Annotated in this window: 23 protein-coding genes; 9 read left to right on the plus strand and 14 right to left on the minus strand. The window is 39.2% G+C overall.

Annotation, left to right across the window (positions count from 1 at the left end; genetic code table 11):
* The first annotated feature begins 20 nt into the window (after nt 1–20).
* From ispF to argH, 7 genes are all read left to right on the plus strand, one after another.
* A complete protein-coding gene (gene ispF, locus NG743_RS24950) occupies nt 21–503 on the plus strand; it encodes a 2-C-methyl-D-erythritol 2,4-cyclodiphosphate synthase (protein ID WP_027401348.1) in 483 nt (160 codons plus the stop codon).
* 22 nt (nt 504–525) lie between these two features.
* Nucleotides 526–1,071, plus strand: a complete 546-nt coding sequence (locus NG743_RS24955) for a hypothetical protein (protein WP_257121103.1) — start codon at nt 526–528, stop codon at nt 1,069–1,071.
* A gap of 49 nt (nt 1,072–1,120) precedes the next feature.
* A complete protein-coding gene (locus NG743_RS24960) occupies nt 1,121–1,483 on the plus strand; it encodes a hypothetical protein (protein ID WP_236630480.1) in 363 nt (120 codons plus the stop codon).
* A gap of 23 nt (nt 1,484–1,506) precedes the next feature.
* The gene (locus NG743_RS24965; protein WP_027401346.1) at nt 1,507–3,291 is read left to right on the plus strand and encodes an ABC transporter substrate-binding protein; all 1,785 of its coding nucleotides are present in this window, start codon (nt 1,507–1,509) and stop codon (nt 3,289–3,291) included.
* 57 nt (nt 3,292–3,348) lie between these two features.
* Nucleotides 3,349–4,158 carry a nickel pincer cofactor biosynthesis protein LarB gene (gene larB / locus NG743_RS24970; RefSeq protein WP_193962580.1) on the plus strand — a complete coding sequence of 270 codons (810 nt, stop codon included), beginning with the start codon at nt 3,349–3,351 and terminating at the stop codon, nt 4,156–4,158.
* A gap of 501 nt (nt 4,159–4,659) precedes the next feature.
* The gene (locus NG743_RS24975) at nt 4,660–4,872 is read left to right on the plus strand and encodes a hypothetical protein (protein WP_027401344.1); all 213 of its coding nucleotides are present in this window, start codon (nt 4,660–4,662) and stop codon (nt 4,870–4,872) included.
* A gap of 329 nt (nt 4,873–5,201) precedes the next feature.
* On the plus strand, nt 5,202–6,590 hold the full coding sequence (argH, locus tag NG743_RS24980) for an argininosuccinate lyase (RefSeq protein ID WP_027401343.1): 1,389 nt from the start codon (nt 5,202–5,204) through the stop codon (nt 6,588–6,590).
* 236 nt (nt 6,591–6,826) lie between these two features.
* On the opposite strand, the gene NG743_RS24985 is transcribed toward argH, so the two are convergent.
* The 14 genes from NG743_RS24985 to NG743_RS25050 all read right to left on the minus strand — a co-directional run bounded on the left by NG743_RS24985 (nt 6,827) and on the right by NG743_RS25050 (nt 16,646).
* Nucleotides 6,827–7,000 (minus strand): Asl3888 family RNA-binding protein, encoded by a 174-nt coding sequence (locus NG743_RS24985; RefSeq protein WP_168465616.1) that lies wholly within the window; start codon nt 6,998–7,000, stop codon nt 6,827–6,829.
* 634 nt (nt 7,001–7,634) lie between these two features.
* Nucleotides 7,635–8,036, minus strand: coding sequence for a hypothetical protein (locus NG743_RS24990; protein WP_027401342.1), 402 nt, complete (start codon nt 8,034–8,036; stop codon nt 7,635–7,637).
* Nucleotides 8,000–8,332, minus strand: coding sequence for a hypothetical protein (locus NG743_RS24995; protein ID WP_027401341.1), 333 nt, complete (start codon nt 8,330–8,332; stop codon nt 8,000–8,002). Before NG743_RS24995 ends, NG743_RS24990 begins: the two co-directional genes overlap by 37 nt.
* Before the next feature lie 198 nt (nt 8,333–8,530).
* Complete coding sequence (locus NG743_RS25000; RefSeq protein WP_027401340.1) at nt 8,531–10,687, minus strand: polyribonucleotide nucleotidyltransferase; 2,157 nt, start codon at nt 10,685–10,687, stop codon at nt 8,531–8,533.
* A gap of 574 nt (nt 10,688–11,261) precedes the next feature.
* Nucleotides 11,262–11,663 (minus strand): helix-turn-helix domain-containing protein, encoded by a 402-nt coding sequence (locus tag NG743_RS25005; RefSeq protein ID WP_193962581.1) that lies wholly within the window; start codon nt 11,661–11,663, stop codon nt 11,262–11,264.
* Nucleotides 11,647–11,946, minus strand: coding sequence for a type II toxin-antitoxin system HigB family toxin (locus NG743_RS25010; protein WP_193962582.1), 300 nt, complete (start codon nt 11,944–11,946; stop codon nt 11,647–11,649). The genes NG743_RS25005 and NG743_RS25010 overlap by 17 nt, the downstream gene beginning before the upstream one ends.
* Before the next feature lie 294 nt (nt 11,947–12,240).
* On the minus strand, nt 12,241–12,744 hold the full coding sequence (locus NG743_RS25015) for a YceD family protein (RefSeq protein WP_039199522.1): 504 nt from the start codon (nt 12,742–12,744) through the stop codon (nt 12,241–12,243).
* A gap of 128 nt (nt 12,745–12,872) precedes the next feature.
* Nucleotides 12,873–13,388 (minus strand): Jag family protein, encoded by a 516-nt coding sequence (locus tag NG743_RS25020; protein WP_027401336.1) that lies wholly within the window; start codon nt 13,386–13,388, stop codon nt 12,873–12,875.
* Between the two features lie 2 nt (nt 13,389–13,390).
* Nucleotides 13,391–14,536, minus strand: coding sequence for a membrane protein insertase YidC (gene yidC, locus NG743_RS25025; protein WP_027401335.1), 1,146 nt, complete (start codon nt 14,534–14,536; stop codon nt 13,391–13,393).
* 438 nt (nt 14,537–14,974) lie between these two features.
* Nucleotides 14,975–15,361: a PH domain-containing protein gene (locus NG743_RS25030; protein WP_027401334.1), complete on the minus strand. Its 387-nt coding sequence runs from the start codon at nt 15,359–15,361 to the stop codon at nt 14,975–14,977.
* On the minus strand, nt 15,348–15,737 hold the full coding sequence (gene rnpA / locus NG743_RS25035; RefSeq protein ID WP_027401333.1) for a ribonuclease P protein component: 390 nt from the start codon (nt 15,735–15,737) through the stop codon (nt 15,348–15,350). Before rnpA ends, NG743_RS25030 begins: the two co-directional genes overlap by 14 nt.
* A gap of 30 nt (nt 15,738–15,767) precedes the next feature.
* Nucleotides 15,768–15,902: a 50S ribosomal protein L34 gene (gene rpmH, locus NG743_RS25040; protein ID WP_015209090.1), complete on the minus strand. Its 135-nt coding sequence runs from the start codon at nt 15,900–15,902 to the stop codon at nt 15,768–15,770.
* 92 nt (nt 15,903–15,994) lie between these two features.
* The gene (locus NG743_RS25045) at nt 15,995–16,168 is read right to left on the minus strand and encodes a hypothetical protein (protein ID WP_257121105.1); all 174 of its coding nucleotides are present in this window, start codon (nt 16,166–16,168) and stop codon (nt 15,995–15,997) included.
* Entirely contained in the window at nt 16,140–16,646 is a 507-nt protein-coding gene (locus tag NG743_RS25050; RefSeq protein ID WP_027401332.1) for a DUF2808 domain-containing protein, read from the minus strand. The genes NG743_RS25045 and NG743_RS25050 overlap by 29 nt, the downstream gene beginning before the upstream one ends.
* Before the next feature lie 641 nt (nt 16,647–17,287).
* On the opposite strand from NG743_RS25050, the gene NG743_RS25055 reads away from it, so the two are divergent.
* Together NG743_RS25055 and NG743_RS25060 are read left to right on the plus strand one after the other, a co-directional pair.
* Entirely contained in the window at nt 17,288–18,331 is a 1,044-nt protein-coding gene (locus NG743_RS25055; protein WP_257121106.1) for a Re/Si-specific NAD(P)(+) transhydrogenase subunit alpha, read from the plus strand.
* 937 nt (nt 18,332–19,268) lie between these two features.
* Nucleotides 19,269–20,012 (plus strand): hypothetical protein, encoded by a 744-nt coding sequence (locus tag NG743_RS25060; RefSeq protein WP_193962214.1) that lies wholly within the window; start codon nt 19,269–19,271, stop codon nt 20,010–20,012.
* Nucleotides 20,013–20,074: the final 62 nt, after the last annotated feature.

Below are 20,074 nucleotides of genomic sequence, written 5' to 3' on the forward strand. Positions count from 1 at the left end.
CTGACAAAGGACAACTAACTATGAATATCAGAATCGGTAATGGCTACGATATACACAGATTGGTGGGCGATCGCAATTTGATTTTAGGCGGTATTCACATTCCCTACGAACTCGGCTTGTTAGGACATAGTGACGCTGATGTGCTTACTCATGCTATTATGGATGCGATGCTGGGAGCCTTATCTTTGGGAGATATTGGTCATTATTTTCCCCCGACAGATCCCCAATGGGCTGGGGCTGATAGTTTAGTATTATTACATCAAGTCCATCAACTAATTCGTGATCAAGGTTGGAAAATTGGCAATATTGATTCTGTTGTTGTCGCTGAACGTCCCAAATTAAAACCGCATATTTCTAAAATGCGAGATAAATTAGCAGCAGTTTTAGAAGTAGAACCAAATCAAATTGGTATCAAAGCTACAACCAATGAAAAACTCGGACCAACGGGGAGAGAAGAAGGGATTTGTGCTTATGCTGTAGTTTTGTTAGTGGCAGATGATTGATAACTAATAGGAGAATAAGAGAATGTTTAGTTTAGACAAACCAGAAGAACTAATTAAAATCAGACTTATTTCTAGTATTTGGAATAATCAATTTGATTCACCAGAGAAAATAGAAAGTTTATTTCAACTATCTTCTCCAGATATTATTGTCTTAGATCAAAATCAGCAAATTGCATTATTAGTAGATATCACAACGCAAGAAATTCTGGAAAATTATGAAAATAATTTATCAAAAGTTAGCAACCTATATTTACGAAACTCTCAAGAAAACCCGCGATTTGTTATTTTAGCAAATTTAACAAAAATTAATGTTTTCAAGTCTATTAATGGCGTATTCTCTGAGCCATTGATATCATTAAATGCAGGAGATATTCTCAGCCATTATGACTCAAGATTCAGCGAAAAAAGAATATTTAAGTTCTATCTAAAAACCCTAATAGAATCTTGGCTGAGAGACTTAGCTTATCAGTGGAAATCAAAAATACCACCTGGATATCAAGAATTAGAAAAAATAGGTATCCTAACAAATTTAAAACATGGAGAGACCTATTCACAAAATGATGAATAGAAATACATTATTTTGTGAAAATTTATAGTTAATTATCAGGAAGATTAGAGTGACCATACTTTATATAGAAACTAACTTTTTTATGTCTATTGCGAAAGGACAGGATTCGCAAGCAGAAGATTTGCTGTATAATCCGCCTAATTCAGTTAAGATATTTATACCAAATATTTGTTATATTGAAGCTGTGTCTGTTTACAAGTTAGAAAAACAAGAAAAATTGAAATTTAAACGAGAACTAGAACTAAAAATCACAGAAATTGACCGTGATAAAACTTCTAATTATGCTCCCTTATTAAGTCAACAATTACAAGAAACTATCATTACCAATAATGCTTTACGCAATACTGGAATTAAATACTTTGCAATCACGCAGGATTTTCTCAATTGGTTTAATTCTCGTTCATCAACTTAGATAACTGTTTAATTATTAAAACTATGACATTAACTAAAAAGATACTCAATTCCACAAAACGCCTTTTTTTATTAATAACTATTATTGCTTTTACAGCAATAGGACTTACCGCTTGTAACCCAACCAAATTAAAAACAAATGCGGCTCAAGTACCCCAATTAGTAACAAGCATTTTGAGTGATCCAAAAACATTTAATGCTGCGCTGAGTTCCGAATCACCAAATATTTTTGGTTACACCTATGAAGGATTATTAACTCAAAATCCCATTAACGGTAAAATAGAAGGAGCATTAGCTCAATCATGGGAAATATCACCAGATAAAACCAAAATTACCTTTACCATGCGTGAAGGTTTAAAATGGTCAGATGGACAACCATTAACAGTTGATGATGTCGTATTTACCTATAATGATATTTATTTAAATGAAAACATCCCTACAGATACTAGAGATGTTTTAAGAGTCGGGAAAGATCGCAAATTACCAACTGTCAGAAAAATAGATAATAGAAGAGTGGAATTTAGTGTCCCTGAACCATTTAGACCTTTTTTACTGAATACAGGAGCATCTATTTTACCTGCTCATATTTTAGAGAAATCAGTCAAAACAAAAAATAAAGATGGTAAAGTGGAATTTCTGAATAAATGGGGTGTGGATACTCCTCCTGAAGAAATTATTGTTAATGGTCCTTATAAACTGGAAAGATATGATACGAGTCAACGGATAATTTTTCGCCGTAACCCCTATTATTGGCGTAAAGATGCTCAAGGTAAACCCCAACCTTATATTGAACGAATAATTTGGCAAATTGTGGAGTCAACAGATACTTCCTTACTCCAATTTCGTTCCGGTGATTTAGATTCTATTGGTGTTTCCCCTGATTATTTTTCTTTATTAAAAGTTCAGGAAAAACAAGGGAATTTTAAAATATATAATGGGGGTCCTAGTTCTAGCACTTCCTTTATTTCCTTTAACTTAAATAAGGGAAAAAGACAAAATCAACCATTAGTTGATCCAATTAAATCTAAATGGTTTAATAATGTGCAATTTCGGCAAGCATTAGCCTATGCTATTGATAGACAAACCATGTTAAATAATACTTTTCGTGGTTTAGGTACACCCCAAAATTCTCCTATTTCTGTTCAAAGTCCTTATTTCTTATCACCGGAAAAAGGCTTGAAGGTTTATAACTATAATCCTGAAAAAGCCAAAGAATTACTACTAAAAGCTGGATTTCAATATAATGAAAAAAATCTCTTAGTAGATAATCAAGGTAATGAGGTGAGATTTGCATTATTAACTAATGCGGGGAATAAAATTCGGGAATCAATGGGTTCGCAAATTAAACAGGATTTAAGTAAAATTGGTATTCAAGTAGATTTTACACCATTGGCTTGGAATACTTTTATAGATAAACTTTCTAACACTTTAGATTGGGATGCTTGTTTAATAGGTTTGACAGGGGGTTTAGAACCAAATGATGGTGCTAATGTGTGGTCTCCTGAAGGGGGACTACATATGTTTAATCAAAAACCACAAGCTGGACAAAAACCGATTGAAGGTTGGGAAGTTGCTGACTGGGAAAAGAAAATTAATGAACTTTATATTCAAGGCGCACAGGAGTTTGATGAGGCTAAATTGAAGGAAATTTATGGCGAAAGTCAACAATTAACACAGGAGTATTTACCTTTCATTTACTTGGTTAATTCCTATTCTCTATCAGCAATCAGAAATCGGTTTCAAGGTATCCAATATTCTGCTCTTGGTGGTGCTTTTTGGAATATTCATGAAATTAAAGTTACGAAATAGTTGACTGTTGACTGAATAAGGGAAATCCAAAATCTAAAATCCAAAATCCAAAATTGCATGACACAACCAGAAAATTTGCGATCGCTCTTAGAAGCCGTCGCCAATGGTAAAATAACCCCAGATATAGCCTTCGACTCCCTCAAAGACTTAGCCTATCAATCCGTAGGTGAATTTGCTAAAATAGATCATCATCGTCAATTAAGAACCGGGTTCCCGGAGGTAATTTGGGGACCAGGTAAAACACCTGAACAAATTGCTCAAATTATGGAAGTCATGCGCCACCGGACTTCCGTAGTTATGGCTACCCGCATTGAGCCAAAAGTATATTCCGCATTACAACCAAAAGTTAGAGGTATCCAATACTACGAACAAGCCCGAATTTGTGCCATTGTTCCCCCTGTGATTGAAGTCAGATTTCCCGGTAAAATTGGCATTCTTTCCGCTGGTACTGCCGATTTAGCCGTTGCTGAAGAAGCCGCTGTCACTGCGGAACTTTCGGGTTTTTATGTACAGCGCCTCTGGGATGTAGGTGTGGCGGGAATTCATCGGTTATTAAGCAACCGTCATGTATTAGAATCAGCATCGGTATTAATCGTTGTCGCGGGCATGGAAGGGGCTTTGCCCAGTGTTGTAGCGGGTTTGGCAGATTGTCCCGTAATCGCTGTTCCTACCAGTATTGGCTATGGTGCAAGCTTTTCTGGTTTGGCACCTCTATTAACAATGCTTAACTCTTGTGCTGCTGGTATAGGTGTAGTTAATATAGATAATGGCTTTGGTGCAGCGGTTTTAGCTGGGCAAATTTTACGAACTTCAGAAAAATTACGTTTAGCGGCAGAACGTAGTAAAGTGTCAGTAACCCAGCCCTAAAGGGACTGGGCTTGCAAGAGTAATTAAGCAAGCCGTGCTGACCAGACCACCCTGAGTTTACTCTCATCGTAGCCGTTATTTGAGTCACGACACCCTGGAATGCGAAGCTAGTTCCCCGCTCTGTCATTTGCAATTAAACAGTTTTAAGGTCACTGAAACAGTGTTGCAAGTCTAAAAAGCTCTTATAACTGGTCGAAGCTAACATTACCCCAGAAATGGGAGGCACATCGCGTGCAAAACATTATGCGTACAGAGTTGGGAATTTTGAATCGGTAATTGTCCCGTTGAAAGTACATCACAAAGGTACCCCGAATTTCTTAACTCCAAGGCGGTAATGAAAAAATATTCAAGGCGGTTAAAACCGCTCGTGCCGTTTCCCTCTCAGGGCTAAAGCCACTGAGTTTCCCACTTACTGGGTATTCTTATAATTGCGGTAGCTTTTTATTTGATTAGTTACTTCAAATCTTGATAACAGGTGATAAACCTTTTGGTGAAAGAATTATGGAACACTTGAATGATTCACTATTGCCACTGCTAGGAAATTTACAGGAACATATTACTCTTCTGGCTGATCTTGGTAATGTTAGAGACCCAGACCTTTTAGGTCAAGTACAAGCCTCTTGGAATCACTTTGTCAAAACTGGGCAAATTTGGGCATTGTTGATTGGTATAATTGTTGGTTATCTGTTCAAAGGTTTTACTAGTTACGGTTAAAGTGATTTTAGATTTTAGATTTTAGATTTTGGATTAGTTATTTAGATAATATAAGTTGCCAGTTAGGTAAATTGTCAGAATTAGGTGGTTATCGAGCGAAGTCGAGGTAATATCCAGGATTAAAGGATGAACAGGATGAAACCAGAGCTTTTACTAGCAATTACCTATTACCAATTACCCATTACCAGCCTCAACGAGATAACTAGCAACTTGAGTTAGATACTGAAAACCTTGTAATTTCGCTTATGAAACAACAAAATTTTTAACTCACATAAGGCGTATGATTCAAAATCTAATATCTACAAATTTCTTCCTTTCCCTTCAGATTTATGACCGAAAAACAAACTTGGAGTCAGCGGTTTGAGTCCGCGCTACATCCAGCGATCGCTCGTTTCAATGCTAGTATCAGTTTTGACATTGAACTTATCGAATATGACATTACTGGTTCTCAAGCTCATGCCAAAATGTTGGCACATACAGGTATAATTTCCCACGAAGAAGGGGAAGCACTGTTTAACGGTTTAGAACAAGTTCGTCAAGAATATCGTCAAGGGCAATTTCAACCCGGTGTTGATGCCGAAGATGTGCATTTTGCCGTAGAAAAGCGCCTCACGGAAATTGTCGGAGATGTAGGTAAAAAACTCCACACAGCCCGTTCTCGCAATGACCAAGTAGGTACAGACACTAGATTATACCTACGTGATCAAATTCAACAAATTCGCCAACAATTACGGAACTGGCAAACAGTATTAGTTGATATAGCCGAAAAAAATGTTGAAACCTTGATTCCTGGTTATACTCACCTGCAACGCGCCCAACCAGTGAGTTTAGCGCACCATTTACTGGCATACTTTCAAATGGCACAACGGGACTGGGAACGCTTAGAAGACGTTTACAGCCGAGTGAATATCTCCCCCTTGGGTTGTGGTGCTTTAGCGGGAACAACTTTCCCCATTGACCGCCACTATACAGCCAATTTATTACATTTTGACAATGTTTATGCTAACAGCTTGGACGGAGTGAGCGATCGGGACTTCGCCATAGAATTTCTCTGTGCTGCTAGTATTATTATGGTTCACCTCAGCCGTCTTTCCGAAGAAATAATCCTGTGGGCATCAGAAGAATTTCGCTTCATCACCCTCAAAGATAGCTGTGCCACAGGTTCTAGCATTATGCCCCAAAAGAAAAACCCCGACGTACCTGAATTAGTGCGCGGCAAAACCGGGCGAGTATTTGGTCATCTGCAAGCCATGTTAGTAATTATGAAAGGTTTACCCCTGGCTTATAACAAAGATCTCCAGGAAGACAAAGAAGGCATATTTGACAGTGTAAACACAGTCAAAGCCTGTTTAGAAGCAATGACAATTTTACTGCAAGAAGGTTTAGAATTTCGTCACCAACGATTAGCAACAGCAGTTACAGAAGACTTTGCTAACGCTACCGATGTTGCAGATTATCTCGCCGCCAGGGGTGTACCCTTCCGCGAAGCTTATAACATTGTCGGCAAAGTCGTCAAAACCAGTATTGCCGCTGGTAAACTGCTCAAAGATTTGCATCTAGAAGAATGGCAACAAATCCATCCCGCATTTGCCGCCGACATTTATGAAGCCATAACCCCACGTCAAGTGGTTGCAGCCCGCAACAGCTATGGAGGTACAGGCTTTCTCCAAGTTAGACAAGCCCTTATCAACGCCCGGACTCAAATCAGTGTGAAATAAAGGGAACAGGGAACAGGGAACAGGGAACAGGGAACAGGGAACAGGGAACAGGGAACAGGGAACAGGGAACAGGGAACAGGGAACAGGGAACAGGGAACAGGGAACAGGGAACAGGGGAGAAATTCCATTCTTTCTTCCAACTGACAACTGACAACTGACCACTAACACAAGTAAGGGTGTACTGGTGTACACCCTAAAAATTCAAAATATGAAAGAGTCAAATTTAACCAGCTACATTAATCAGCAGCATCCATTGCTGCTGCTCCTGTTCCTTCTTCCTCTTCACTCTTGGGCGGTCTTTGTTGGAATCTTCTGCCCATTCTACCTGTGGTGGTCCGTTTACGAAACTTTCTGGCGTAGGCCTGGTTTCGTAGCGCCTTTTCTTTTTTCGGGTTACGGCGCTTTGCCATATTCACCTCATTAATAAACAACAAAAAATTGGCATCTAGGCATTACTTAGGCCATATTAGCTACCGATATTATTGATATACTTTTTTAGCCTAGTGCAGCAATCAATACACTTTAAATAGCATACCATTATATCGCACTAAAAAGTCTAATGTCAACCAGAATTTAGGTTGGTAATTGGTATTGGTCATGAACTTCTGTGATTTTCTGAATTCAATTCAATTTACAATAGGTAGCTCGATTTAATTATACACAAACGAGGCTTGTATAAGCGAAAATTAGTAAGCACAATCTATATTTATACAGGGGTGAATAAACCTAGAACTGAGATATATCAAGAGTTTGAAGGTAAAAAAGGTGAAAGAAGTGCAAGGAATAAGGGTTGAAATTAGCAAAAGCCTATCACTTTACCAGATTTAATACTATTCTTCTCTTCTTCTAATTCTTCCTCCTGACTCCTGACTCCTAGCCCATGACTTACGTCACGCTGCGCTATCACAGACAACTTTTTCAGCAAGCCCTATATAGACACACAATTCCATTCTGCGGGCATTTTACGGCGGAAAGCGTTAAGAATCGCCGTTTCTATCCTTGGACTTGAGACTTTTCAGCAATTTACTAAATATTCAGATTAAATCAGAGAGAAATATCAATATTAGTTTTTACCCAATCAGCAAAATCTACAACTGTCATTTCTTCAGTTAAAAATAGCTGATTTTTATCATCTCGATGTAAGTGAGGAATATATTCATTCGCGTATTCTTTACCAATACGACCATATTTTAGGCGAATGGCTCGAGGATCTGGGCTATTATCAAAACCTGCTTCAACCCAATCACCTCGCAAAACATAATATCTATATTTTCTCAGTTCATCACTGAACAATTCTGTAATCAAAATCCGATATTCTCCATACTGTCCTTCTAAACGCAGGATGGCGCGTTTTGGAGTTGTGTCTATTATATAATTAACCTGCTGAAAATTAACTTTAGCGATTTTTACTATGTCAGTAAAATAGTCTGTAATTTTTGTATCCAATCTTCAACTCCTTGATGACAAAATTCCCAATCAGCTAAATCAATTTCCCATGTTTTACTGACTAAATTTTCTACTTGTTTGATAAAGTCTTCATCTTCATATATTTGCTGACAAAAAGTAGAATAATCTAGCTGATATTTTTCTTGATACTTAATATCTCGTTGACGAAGTTCAGCAATTTTTAAGGCTATCTTATCAAGAGTATATTGTTTAAGAGCCAAATCCATTGATTCTTGTAAATCTCCTAGTGCAGATAAAACTTCAATGTATTCATCTTTAATTGATACTGTCACCATGATTTTTACCTCTTGATAATTACGACATAAACTTACCCGTTGCCAAATAAGTTGTTAGCATTTGTTAGCTTTTTTTGTATTGGTTTTATATAACTAACTTACTACCAAAATCACCGTAACGATGCCTACTAGCAAGGCATCGCGGATTTTAGATTTGCGATTGATCTGTAATCTAAAATCTAAAATCCAACCAGCGATTTAATGGTTTACCGCTGCTGCTTCTCGTGCTGCTGCGGCTTGATCTGGATGAATACCCAAGCGTGTTAGGTTAATTCGACCCTTATTGTCAATTTCTCGCACTTTGACAATCACCTCATCACCAACAGCTACCTCATCTTCAACCTTACCAACGCGATAGTCAGCGAGTTGAGAAATGTGAATCATGCCTTCTTTACCGGGCAAGAACTCCACAAAAGCGCCAATGGGTATAACCCGTGTCACACGACCGATGTAAACATCCCCTTCATGGAGTTTACGAGTCATGCCCTGAACGATATTCCGCGCTCTCTTAGCTCGGTTTTCATCAACTGCGGAAATGGTGACAGTACCATCATCTTGGATGTCAATCTTTGCACCTGTTTCTTCAGTGATACCCTTAATGGTTTTACCACCAGGTCCAATCACCAGACCAATCATGTCAGGATCAATCTTAATTGTTAACAGACGTGGGGCAAAGGGTGAAGTTTCTTCCCTGGGGGTGTCAATAGTCTGGAGCATTTTTTCCAGAATGTGTAACCGGGCAGGTTTGGCTTGGTTGACAGCTTGGGCAATTACTTCTAAAGACAAACCAGATATTTTCATATCCATTTGCAAAGCTGTAATTCCAGTATCTGTACCAGCAACTTTGAAGTCCATGTCACCCAAAAAGTCTTCAATGCCCTGGATATCGGTGAGGATTCGTACTTCGTCCCCTTCCTTAATCAAGCCCATTGCCGCACCGCTCACAGGTTTGGTAATGGGTACACCTGCATCCATGAGGGATAAACTAGAACCACAAACTGAACCCATTGAAGTTGAACCGTTGGAAGAAAGCACTTCCGAAACTACGCGAATTACGTAGGGGAACTTGTCTTTTGGCGGTAATACAGGTAATAATGCCCGTTCTGCTAATGCACCATGTCCGATTTCCCGTCTACCAGGGGCGCGTAATGGTTTGGTTTCGCCGACGGAGAAGGGAGGGAAGTTATAGTGATGCAGGTAACGTTTAGTTTGTTCTAGTTGCAAGTCGTCGTTCAGATTTTGGGCATCTCCAGGAGTACCAAGGGTACACATTGATAGCACCTGAGTCAGTCCCCGGTTAAATAAACCGCTACCATGTACTCTTTTGGGTATAATCCCAACTCGACAAGAGATAGGACGAACTTCATCAAGCTTACGACCATCAACGCGCACGTTATCTTCGACAATTTGACGACGCATGAAGTATTTGGTAATGCTCTTGAAGGTATTACCAAGGGCTTTGGAGTCGGCTGTGGCAGCGATGCGAATGGGGTCTTCTTCTGGTAAGGCTTTGATTTCAGCAGAGATATTATCTTTTACTGCATCTAAAGCAATATCACGATCAGTTTTAGTTAACTCAAATTGCGCCAAGATTTTTTTGATCTCATCACTAGCGCGATCGCGGATATAGTTTTCTAATGTCTTATCTACTTCTGGTGGCGTTTCTTGCACAAGTTTTAGACCTAGTTCATCCAGCAAATCTAACTGAGCTTGAATTAAATCCCGAACCGCTTCGTAGCCAAAATCAATCGCTTCAATAATATCTTGCTCTGGCAATTGATTTGCACCCGCTTCCACCATAATTACCCCATCTGGGGAACCGGCAACGATTAAATCCAAATCTCCCGCTTCAATTTCCGCATAGGTAGGGTTAATAATAAAATCATCACCAACCAAGCCTACTCGCACTGCGGCCATTGGTCCATTAAAAGGAATTTGGGCAATGAGAGTAGCAATTGAAGCACCTGTGACTGCTAACACATCAGGGGGGACTTGCTCATCCATTGACATAGTTATTGCCACAACTTGCAAATCATCCCGCAACCATGAAGGGAATAAAGGACGGAGTGGGCGGTCAATCAGACGACTGGCAAGAATTGCCTTTTCCGGTGGACGACCTTCCCGGCGCATAATCCCCCCTGGAATTCTTCCTGCTGCATACAATCTTTCTTCGTAATCTACGGTCAGTGGCAAAAAATCAATGCCTTCCCGCGCTGCTGACCTTGTAGCCGTTACTAAAACAGTTGTATCTCCTGATTGTATCAAAACCGACCCACCTGCTTGGGGGGCTAGTAGGCCAACCGTCAGTCGAATATCCCGTCCATCAAAGGATATTGACTTTTCAAATTCTGCCATTCAGTTTTTTTTCCTTCTCTTACGCGATTCTCACTCTGTGGCAATCCTAACATTTATGCAGTCTAGACGGCTTCTGTAATGAACAAACATAAAACAAAATTTTCTCATTTAGCCGTACAACAGGCTTCATATCTGGGTTTGTGATCTCAGTTCTATTTTTGAGAACGATTTAATAATGGTTCATCATTCAATTAAACCGCAAATAACAGTATGATATTTACCTTGTCATTAAAAAGCATAGGTGCAAAAACGCAAAGCAATCCGTATAAATTCCACAAGAGGAACGCGGTAGCGTTGGGAGCTTCGCGTCTTCAGACCGAAGGGGGAAACGCACACGGGCGAATTGATAGCTATAACCGCTTCTCAATAAGGGGTTCGCGGATTTTGAAAACAAAAAAGTGCAAGGCTATGGCATTTAGAGCCTCAAAATCCTTGCATTTCCATGAAAAATCAGGGGGTGAATTTGGAAACCAATCTCCCAAACCACCATTTTTCAAACTGTGTGGCATCTAGGTTTGCTTTGGTTACTTATTCAGCAAACCCTATGTATGAATTTAGACTTTTCAAACAACCTCTAAATAAATAAACTAGGAGACACTTTAAAATATTCTCCCAAGGCTTTTGCTTGTGCTTTACTAATTGAACGTTTACCGTTGACAACCTCTGAAACCACACCACTGCTAGAACCAAGAATACGTACTAAGTCAGCTTGACGAATTCCACTAGATTCCATAAGATGTAGCAATATTTCATGAGGTGTAGATTCATCCATTGGATAATTTTCTTCTTCATAATCTTCAATGAGTTTGACAATCAATTTGTCTAGAATTCGCTCCTCTGGAGTAAGATTTTTTTTAAAAGTTAGAAATTCTGCAACTTTTAAAAGTCGTTCATACTCCGCTTCAGTTTCAATTACTTGAGGAGCGATTTCTGCTAGTAATTGACTATAAGTATTTCGGTCAAAAGTAAGGGTCATTTTTCCATTTATTTTTATTATATTCTGCGTGAGTTAGCAAATATTTGTAGTGAACCTTTTTTGTTTCATAATTAATCCCGACAATTAAACGATAATCATTACCTTTAATATTAAAAACAGTAAAATTACCAACAGCTTCAGCATCTCGGTAAGTTTTTTGAACATCATCCAAACTTTGCCATTCGGATTTTTTAACAGTTGTATACCAACTTTCAATTTGTTTTTTGATATTGGGATACTTAGCTGCTTCTTCGCGGAGGTTGCGAATTGAAATTAAGTGCATATATTTTGGGTTTTGCTTTTAACTTTTTCTGATTTATGTAAATCATTGGTTTCGACTCTCACTTCTTTTATCTAATTCTTTCAAAAAGAGAGTAAGTTGTCAAGCCCTAATTAGGAATTACGTAAAATACCTCTAAAACCCTCTTCCCTTAGTGTTCTTCGTGTCTTCGTGGTTCATTTTTCTGTAATTAAAAACTCCACAAAGATAAAAAATCCTTGAGGAGCTTGAGAGAGTATTAACAGCTTTTACCCAGCCATAAAGAATTAAGCCATAACGCACCAAATAGTAAATTTACTAATTATCTGGAAGTTGTTTTTTCAAAGCATCTAATAAAGCCCAACGGCTATCAATAGGTGGTTCAGAAACAGCAGTATTTAGAATACCTGGACAATTAAGGTTACATAATTGACGCTGAGGTAACGCTAAACACATTTGCTGATAAAGCCATTCACTGGGATCAAAATGACCATCAGGTGCTAAAGTTTCCAGTAAATCTTCGACAGCAACTTCCATTTCTAAAGGCAAATCTTCCGTTTGATTAGCAGTTTCATCTAACCAAATGACTTCCTGAGTATCAAGAACCAAACGATGGTTATACTGCTGCAAACAGCGGTTGCAAGTACAGGTAACAATTGTTTCTGCCTGAGATGAAACTTCTAAATAGTTACCCTGATGTTTAACCTGGATAACTCCGCGAACGGGTGTCAATGTTTCTAGTCCAGGCAGAAACTCTTGAACTTGAATTTCCTCTGTCCGCTCCGGGGCTTTAGATAGCTGCGGAATAAAAATAGCGTCCATAGGATTTGTGAAATACCATCAAAATTGATCATTGGTAATGGGTAATGGGTAATTGGTAACTGGTAATTGGTAATATTTTTGTCTGTTCCCTGTTTCCTGTTCCCTGTTCCCCGTTCCCTATTACCTAATTATGGTGTGACTGCTTGACGAACAACTAAATGACGATGAGGTTCTTTGCCGCGACTGAAGGTTTCTAAATCCGAAAATTCCTGCAATAAAGTGTGGATTTGTCGGCGTTCTGAGGAACTGAGAGATTGAAGTTCTACCTCTCTTCCAGAAAAACGGACTTCTGCGGCAGCAGTTTCAGCTAAAGTGCGGATTTCGGCTTCTCGCCTCACCCGATAACCATTCAATTCAATTGTGTAAGCTGTCTGATTTTCTTCTGGTTGATTTAAGTTGAGAACGGAATTTGCTAGATACTGAATACTATCTAGCACCGAACCACCAGCACCAATTAAAATCCTAATTTGTTCTGATGTTAAGTTGGTTTGATCTATTGTTAACCAGTAGCTTTCTCCTGTTGGTGTATCTTGTCCTGAAGATGGCTTAGGTTCTAAATTAGCCCGTACTTGAGTAGATACACCAGTTAAAAGTAGCAAATTTTGTAGCCATTGTTCACTACTCTGCATAGAAATGTCGCTCATAATCAACCGGTAGCCTTTTTCTTAGAACTTTTGGGTTCAAATGGCAACGCTTTTACTTCGATGGTTTGGGCTTCTTTTTCTTGTGAATCTACGATTTTCTGAATTTCTTCTGGTAGAGGTTCACGGGAGAGGATATATGTTTGGATAGTTTGGAAAACGTTACCAATTACCATATACATAAGTACCCCAGCCGGCAGAGGAAAGAATAGGAACATCCCAGAAAAGATGACAGGGGTAATTTTATTGACTGTATCTTGCTGAGGGTTGCCACCGCTGGAATTTTGCCCAGACAGCATTTGGCTGACATAAAGGCTGATACCAAAGAAGACAATCATCGCCACAATATCCCAATGGACTGTGTTATCGGGATCAATAGCACCTACTCGACCTAAAGCATCAATAAAGAGAAATCCTTTTTCTGCTGCTAGTCCGGGAATTGTGCCTTGAATGGTCACGTCTCCGGGTTCTAGAGCCTCTACATTGCCTTCGGCATCAATTTTCACCCTCTCTGCGCCTTTGGTGACTTTCCAGGTGGGTGTTAACTGAGCTTCTGGGTGTTCCTTGAGAAGCAAATCAAATGGTTTGCCTTCTACGGTTTGATATTGAATCTTAGTTTTTTCTCCCACTGTTAACTTATCGCCTCCTGGTAAGATCGCAGAAATGGGAGTGTGATCACCGTCAGCAATGTAGATATTTTGTGGAGGAGTGGCAAATGCTTGGGGTTGAATGCGCTCAATCTCTTCTTGAGGGAAGATTTGCAGGTTAACGGAATAGTTAACACCAGAAAAAGGCGAACCCCGCAAAGTTGCAAACAGTGCTAGTAATACTGGCATTTGCAACAGTAAAGGTAGACATCCTGCTAAGGGATTACCAAATTCACTTTGGACCTTGAGCATTTCCTCTTGTTGCTTTTGCTGATCATCTTTATAGCGTTCTTTAATTTCTGCCATACGCTTTTGCATCACAGGCTGCACAACTCGCATCCGCCGCATACTGCGGATAGAGCCAGCACTCAGGGGGTAGAGTGCAAAGCGGATAATCAATGTTAAGGCTACTATCGCCAACCCATAGCTAGGGACAAAACCATAGAAAAGGTCTATGATTGGCAACATCACGTTGTTCGAGAGAAACCCGATACCAAAATCCATTATTCTGAATTCAACCTGCGGTACTTTGACACTCCCACCCCGGTTGGGAGTGGGATACTCAGTTGATCCTATCCTCTGACTAGAGGCGGTTCTCTTCCAAGCTTTTGCTCTATATTGTAGAGGTTTTTGTTAAGCATTGCTGCGACTATCCACAAGCTATGGAAGTTAAGGATAGCCGCACATGATCTAAAAATGTGAATGTTAACGCTCTGGAAAAATGACCGGGAATTTTAGATTTTAGATTTTAGATGCAAAAAATTTGGTACAAGCCCCGTCCTGAAGGATGGAAAAATACTCGCTGCGCTGCGTACGCTTCGCTCACGTAAATCCCAAATCCAAAATTTTCCAGCTATACACTTTAGGGTAAACTCAATCCAAAATCTAAAATACTCGCTGCGCTGCGTACGCTTCGCTAACGTAAATCCAAAATCAAGTGACTCATTTAGGATTGCTATATTGGGGATTTTTAGCAGCAATTTTTTCATTAATGTAGTCATAGACTTCCCGAAAATTGGGAACAGCCCGCATTTCGATGAGAGTACCATTTTTGAGGGTAACTGCCATATCTCCCCATAGACCGATGGCACGGGGAACTTTGACAACTTTCACTACTTCTGAATAAATTACATCATAGCGATCGCGTCCCATCCAACCACCAGTTACACATATCCTTCGATCTGTGATGCGGAAGCGTAGCCACACTGCTCTGACTATTGCTCCCACAGCTAAGGGTATACCCACTACTGTTAGCCCAATTAGCAGGTTAAAAATCAAATCCCCAATGTGGGGACCACCCTCATAATAAACTTCTTCACGAATACCCATTTAATACCTCAGTTTGTGCCAACAACTGCTCTAATTCTTGCAGAAATTTCTGGGTTTCGCACTCAGATTCTGTTGTTGTTGGTTTCACAATTAATACTAGCCGCCATCCTGGGAGTAATTTAGGCAATAGTTGATGTAATGCTGCTGTTATTTGCCTTTTGATTTTGTTGCGAACAACGGCGCGTTTACTGACTTTTGTACTAATGGCAATACCAATTTTTGTGCTAGGGGGGGCAGCATCCAAAGAAGGTTCTGTCGCAAGAGTAGGTTTTAAAGCTCTCAGTGTGAAATGAGAACTATGTCGCCGAATTCCTTCTCGGAAAACTGCCTGAAAATCCTGACGGGATTTGAGCCGATATGCTTTGGGCAAAGCCACAACAGTTCTTAATTGCTGAATTTTGTTACCCTAAACGCTCAGACGATGCCGCCCTTTTCTTCTTCTGGCACTAATCACGTTTCTACCGTCTGGTGTTCGCATTCTGGCACGGAATCCAGATGTTCTTTTTCTCTTACGGCAAGTGCCGCCCAGTGTTCTTTGCATACGGTTCTCCTCTTAGGCGATTTTCATAAAAAGTCACAATCTGATATTTTACCACTTTACAGGCAATAAAAACATATTTCTGGATGGAGTTGTCAGTTGTCAGTTGTCAGTTGTCCGTTGTCCGTTGTCCGTTGTCCGTTGTCCGTTGTCCGTTGTCCGTTGTCCGTTGTCCGTTGTCCGTTGTCCGTTGTCCGTTGTCCGTTGCCTCTTGCCCCTTGCCTCTTGCCTCTTGCCTTTTTAGTTAATACTGATAATCCACGTACCAAGATAGCGCAGTAATGGGACATCACCGGGGGAAAGAACTTGACATTTGAAATAGTAAACTCCCCCAAAAGCTGGATTCTGTACATTGGATAAGACTAACTCGACTTTGCGACCGGCGGGAACTGGTTCTTCAGGAAATATTTGAATCACACCACCTTCTTTATCCCATTTGACCTCAGATAGGGGGACTTTTTTACCTTTAACTATGACTTCAACACTTTTGGGATCGAAAGTTCCCTTGTAATAATCAGGATAAGTAATGGTAAATTGAGCTACTGCTAGTTTCATTTGTTTGGCAGGAACCCTGAGTATATAACGATCTGTGTTGCTGGTTTGTCCGCCAAAATCTAACCGAAAGGGTAACTGATTTTCACTTTTGACCCCACTAAAAAGTGTTAAACCATTCTGGGCTAAAGTTATCGCTGGTAAACCCGCTAATAAGCAGCTAGTCACGGCTAAGGCAGAAAGTAGGCGTTTCATAAATTAGGTTTCCTCTAGTTGGTAGTTTGTCACGAAGTATCAGTATTTGTAACTAAACTTTACTACTATATGCTTGACAATTGACGTTGGTGAAAGATAAAAGTGCCTTTTCAGTCAGTGAAAATTTCCATTCCTGAAACTAAGATTATAGGACTTACGCGCCGTACCAACCTGCGATAAGATGAATAAGGGAAATTGTGTTGTTTTTGGCTTTGGGAATAAATTATCGAGTAGGTGTTTACCGGGGCTGACGCGCCCGACAAGAGATAAAATCCAGATTATATAGTTTTGTATTGCTAAAGAATAATTTTTATTGCTAATTATAAATATTTTAGTACACAAGTATATTTTAAATACATAAAACTTTCAGGGTGAGATTTTTCCCAAATATAAAATAATCTGAAGAACAATATACAAAATGTAGATATCGGCATAGGATGTGCGATAACTAATTCTACTTATAGCTATTTTGCAAGGATGATATTTGCATATTGTCAAGTTGAGATTGTGAATAAAGCCCAAGGATAGGAAAAACAAAAAGGTTGAAAGTTCTATCTACAAAGGTAATTCATGGTTAATCATCCCGACAGCTTAATTAATAGTCAAGGGGTGATGTTAAGGATTTATTTCTAGGAGATGGCATGAAAATAGCAGTTGCGAAAGAAATAGAAGTTTGTGAACGGCGTGTAGCTTTAATTCCCGACACCGTAGCCAAATTAGTCAAACAAGGTTTAGAAGTTTTTGTAGAAGCAGGGGCGGGAGAAAAAGCATTTTTCAGCGATGCTGACTATGAAGCAGCAGGTGCTAAAATTATCGGCAATTCTGCTCAATTATGGAGTGAAGCAGATATTTTACTCAAAGTTAGCCCACCCCAAACCAGAGAAGATGGCCGGACAGAAATTGAGTTACTTAAATCCGGTTCTGTATTAATTAGCTTCCTCAATCCTCTGGGAAATCCCGTAATTGCCCAACAATTAGCAAATCGGCAAATTACAGCTTTGAGTATGGAATTAATCCCCCGTACCACCAGAGCGCAAAGCATGGATGCCTTGTCTTCCCAGGCTTCTCTGGCGGGCTATAAAGCCGTATTGATTGCGGCGGCGGCATTACCGAAATATTTTCCCATGTTGACGACTGCGGCAGGGACAATTGCTCCCGCCAAAGTATTTATTATGGGGGCAGGTGTGGCAGGATTGCAAGCGATCGCCACCGCAAGAAGGCTAGGAGCAGTAGTAGAAGCCTTTGACATCCGCCCAGCCGTCAAAGAAGAAGTGCAAAGCTTAGGGGCGAAATTCGTCGAAGTCAAACTCGAAGAAGAAACCGTCGCAGCCGGTGGTTACGCCAAAGAAATTTCAGAAGACAGTAAAAAGCGTACCCAAGAACTAGTAGCCAGCCACGTCAAAAACTCCGATATCGTCATTACCACCGCCCAAGTACCAGGAAGACAAGCCCCCAGACTGGTGACAGAAGAAATGGTAGCGCAAATGAAACCCGGTTCAGTAATAGTAGACTTAGCCGCAGAACAAGGTGGAAACTGCGCTTGTACAGAAGCAGGTAAAGATATTATTTGGAACGGGGTAACAATTATCGGACCAATTAATTTACCCTCATCCATGCCAGTACACGCCAGCCAACTGTATGCAAAGAACGTTACTTCATTAATGCAACTGTTGATTCCATCGTAAAAATACGATTGATCAGAAATTTGCTTCTCCATATTATTAAAACAATCTTGAATTACAGCATCTTGATCATCACTATATAATTCTCCTATTTGTTGAGCAACTTCATAAGTAATTGCTTTTTCTTTAATCCACGAGGGTATTACCCAATCATCAAATCCATCTTCTTTAGCTTTTATATAAGCCGCATAGAGATTTGGCATTTCCTCTCTATGTTTTTCTATGTAGTCAAATGTAGGAGACCATAAAGTAATAAGTTCAGTATTAAAATATCTCTGAAATGCAGGTTCATAATCATCATAGGATTTTGAACAATCCAAATCTTCCCACCAGAGTACATGACTTATTATATAAAAAGTTTCATTTTCCTCACTTTCATATTGATCATCATCATCCTCATCCTCCGTTTTCGGTTTAACTACCCCTTCAGGTTTCATCCAAATTGATGAACAATAATAGTTACACATCTCACCTGGGTTGACAGCCTCAAAACAAATTAATGCTCCTGTATATTCCTCACATAATCTTGCAAATAAAAGTGAGTCATAAGTATCAAAAAAACCCTCTTCCCACTCTATACCATAACGCCCATAAGCATCTGAATCGAAAAAAATAGAATTGCCTTTTATTTCTATGTTATAAACCCCTGTAGTTTCCCCCTCATTTGTAATTTGCAAAATTAACTCTTTGACTTTTTCCGGTTCAGTTGTGACAACTTCCGCTTTAGACCACCAACCTACACCCATATTAACTCCTGATTATTTTTCTTTAATTGGAAATACTAGAACATTTATACTATAGTCGTTTTTACTTGTCAAGTGTCATGATCTAGGTAATATCAAATGGTTATAATAAGTTTTTTTGCTTGACACTATAGTTTACTTGTACTACAATATATTTTACTTGTCAAATATCTTTATCTCAGGAGTATTACATAATTATGGACAGTCAACAATTATTAAATGATGAACTTTTAGAAAAAAGAATTGAGAAATTTTATGGATATGGTAATTATGAAGGAAAATATTGGTTTATTGGTATGGAAGAAGCAGGAGATGGAAGCTTTAAAGATACTGATCAAAGAATCAATTTATGGGGAAAAAGGGAGCAGAGAGAAATAGACGATATTGCTGAATATCATATAGAGATGGGATGGCCGCAAGGTTTTCAAACAGGTGCAAAATTGGATGTACCAGTATGGAGGGCAATAATGCGTATGGTATTAACTGCTAAAGGAAAAGAGAATATTAATAAAGAGGATATTCGTGACTATCAAATAAAGGAATTAGGTAGGAAAAATAAAGAAACTTGTTTATTAGAATTATTGCCTTTACCTTCACCATCTATTAATAATTGGATATATGCTAAACATTCTAAACTTCCTTTTTTATCAGATAGAGATACTTATACAAAGTATTGTCTTGAAAAACGAATGAATCATATTAGTCAAAGAATCACAGAACATCAACCTAAAGCCGTTGTGTTCTACGGTATGGGATATGAATATTATTGGAGACAAATAACAGATGTTGAATTTATAAAACCTTCAGAAGATTCTCTAGAAGATTTCTTTATTGGTAGCAATAGTCAAACTGTGTTTGTAATGGCTAAATTTCCTAGAGCTATACGTAATGAATACTACCATAATATTGGTAAATCAATAGCTGCTAAACTGGTAGAATAATGTTTTTATCTCTCTTCTCTTCTTTCTTAACTTCGCGCTCTTCGCTTCTTCGTGGTTTGTTA

It is taken from the genome of Dolichospermum heterosporum TAC447 (genome assembly GCF_024584745.1).
GTDB classification, from domain to species: Bacteria; Cyanobacteriota; Cyanobacteriia; order Cyanobacteriales; family Nostocaceae; genus Dolichospermum; species Dolichospermum heterosporum.

Bases quoted from the DNA above. Each gene is read 5' to 3' on its own strand.
- ispF (WP_027401348.1), top strand. From the start codon at position 21: ATGAATATCAGAATCGGTAATGGCTACGATATACACAGATTGGTGGGC.
- NG743_RS24955 (WP_257121103.1), top strand. From the start codon at position 526: ATGTTTAGTTTAGACAAACCAGAAGAACTAATTAAAATCAGACTTATT.
- NG743_RS24965 (WP_027401346.1), top strand. From the start codon at position 1,507: ATGACATTAACTAAAAAGATACTCAATTCCACAAAACGCCTTTTTTTA.
- larB (WP_193962580.1), top strand. From the start codon at position 3,349: ATGACACAACCAGAAAATTTGCGATCGCTCTTAGAAGCCGTCGCCAAT.
- NG743_RS24975 (WP_027401344.1), top strand. From the start codon at position 4,660: ATGGAACACTTGAATGATTCACTATTGCCACTGCTAGGAAATTTACAG.
- argH (WP_027401343.1), top strand. From the start codon at position 5,202: ATGACCGAAAAACAAACTTGGAGTCAGCGGTTTGAGTCCGCGCTACAT.
- NG743_RS24985 (WP_168465616.1), bottom strand. From the start codon at position 7,000: ATGGCAAAGCGCCGTAACCCGAAAAAAGAAAAGGCGCTACGAAACCAG.
- NG743_RS24995 (WP_027401341.1), bottom strand. From the start codon at position 8,332: ATGGTGACAGTATCAATTAAAGATGAATACATTGAAGTTTTATCTGCA.
- NG743_RS25000 (WP_027401340.1), bottom strand. From the start codon at position 10,687: ATGGCAGAATTTGAAAAGTCAATATCCTTTGATGGACGGGATATTCGA.
- NG743_RS25005 (WP_193962581.1), bottom strand. From the start codon at position 11,663: ATGACCCTTACTTTTGACCGAAATACTTATAGTCAATTACTAGCAGAA.
- NG743_RS25010 (WP_193962582.1), bottom strand. From the start codon at position 11,946: ATGCACTTAATTTCAATTCGCAACCTCCGCGAAGAAGCAGCTAAGTAT.
- NG743_RS25015 (WP_039199522.1), bottom strand. From the start codon at position 12,744: ATGGACGCTATTTTTATTCCGCAGCTATCTAAAGCCCCGGAGCGGACA.
- NG743_RS25020 (WP_027401336.1), bottom strand. From the start codon at position 13,388: ATGAGCGACATTTCTATGCAGAGTAGTGAACAATGGCTACAAAATTTG.
- yidC (WP_027401335.1), bottom strand. From the start codon at position 14,536: ATGGATTTTGGTATCGGGTTTCTCTCGAACAACGTGATGTTGCCAATC.
- NG743_RS25030 (WP_027401334.1), bottom strand. From the start codon at position 15,361: ATGGGTATTCGTGAAGAAGTTTATTATGAGGGTGGTCCCCACATTGGG.
- rpmH (WP_015209090.1), bottom strand. From the start codon at position 15,902: ATGCAAAGAACACTGGGCGGCACTTGCCGTAAGAGAAAAAGAACATCT.
- NG743_RS25050 (WP_027401332.1), bottom strand. From the start codon at position 16,646: ATGAAACGCCTACTTTCTGCCTTAGCCGTGACTAGCTGCTTATTAGCG.
- NG743_RS25055 (WP_257121106.1), top strand. From the start codon at position 17,288: ATGAAAATAGCAGTTGCGAAAGAAATAGAAGTTTGTGAACGGCGTGTA.
- NG743_RS25060 (WP_193962214.1), top strand. From the start codon at position 19,269: ATGGACAGTCAACAATTATTAAATGATGAACTTTTAGAAAAAAGAATT.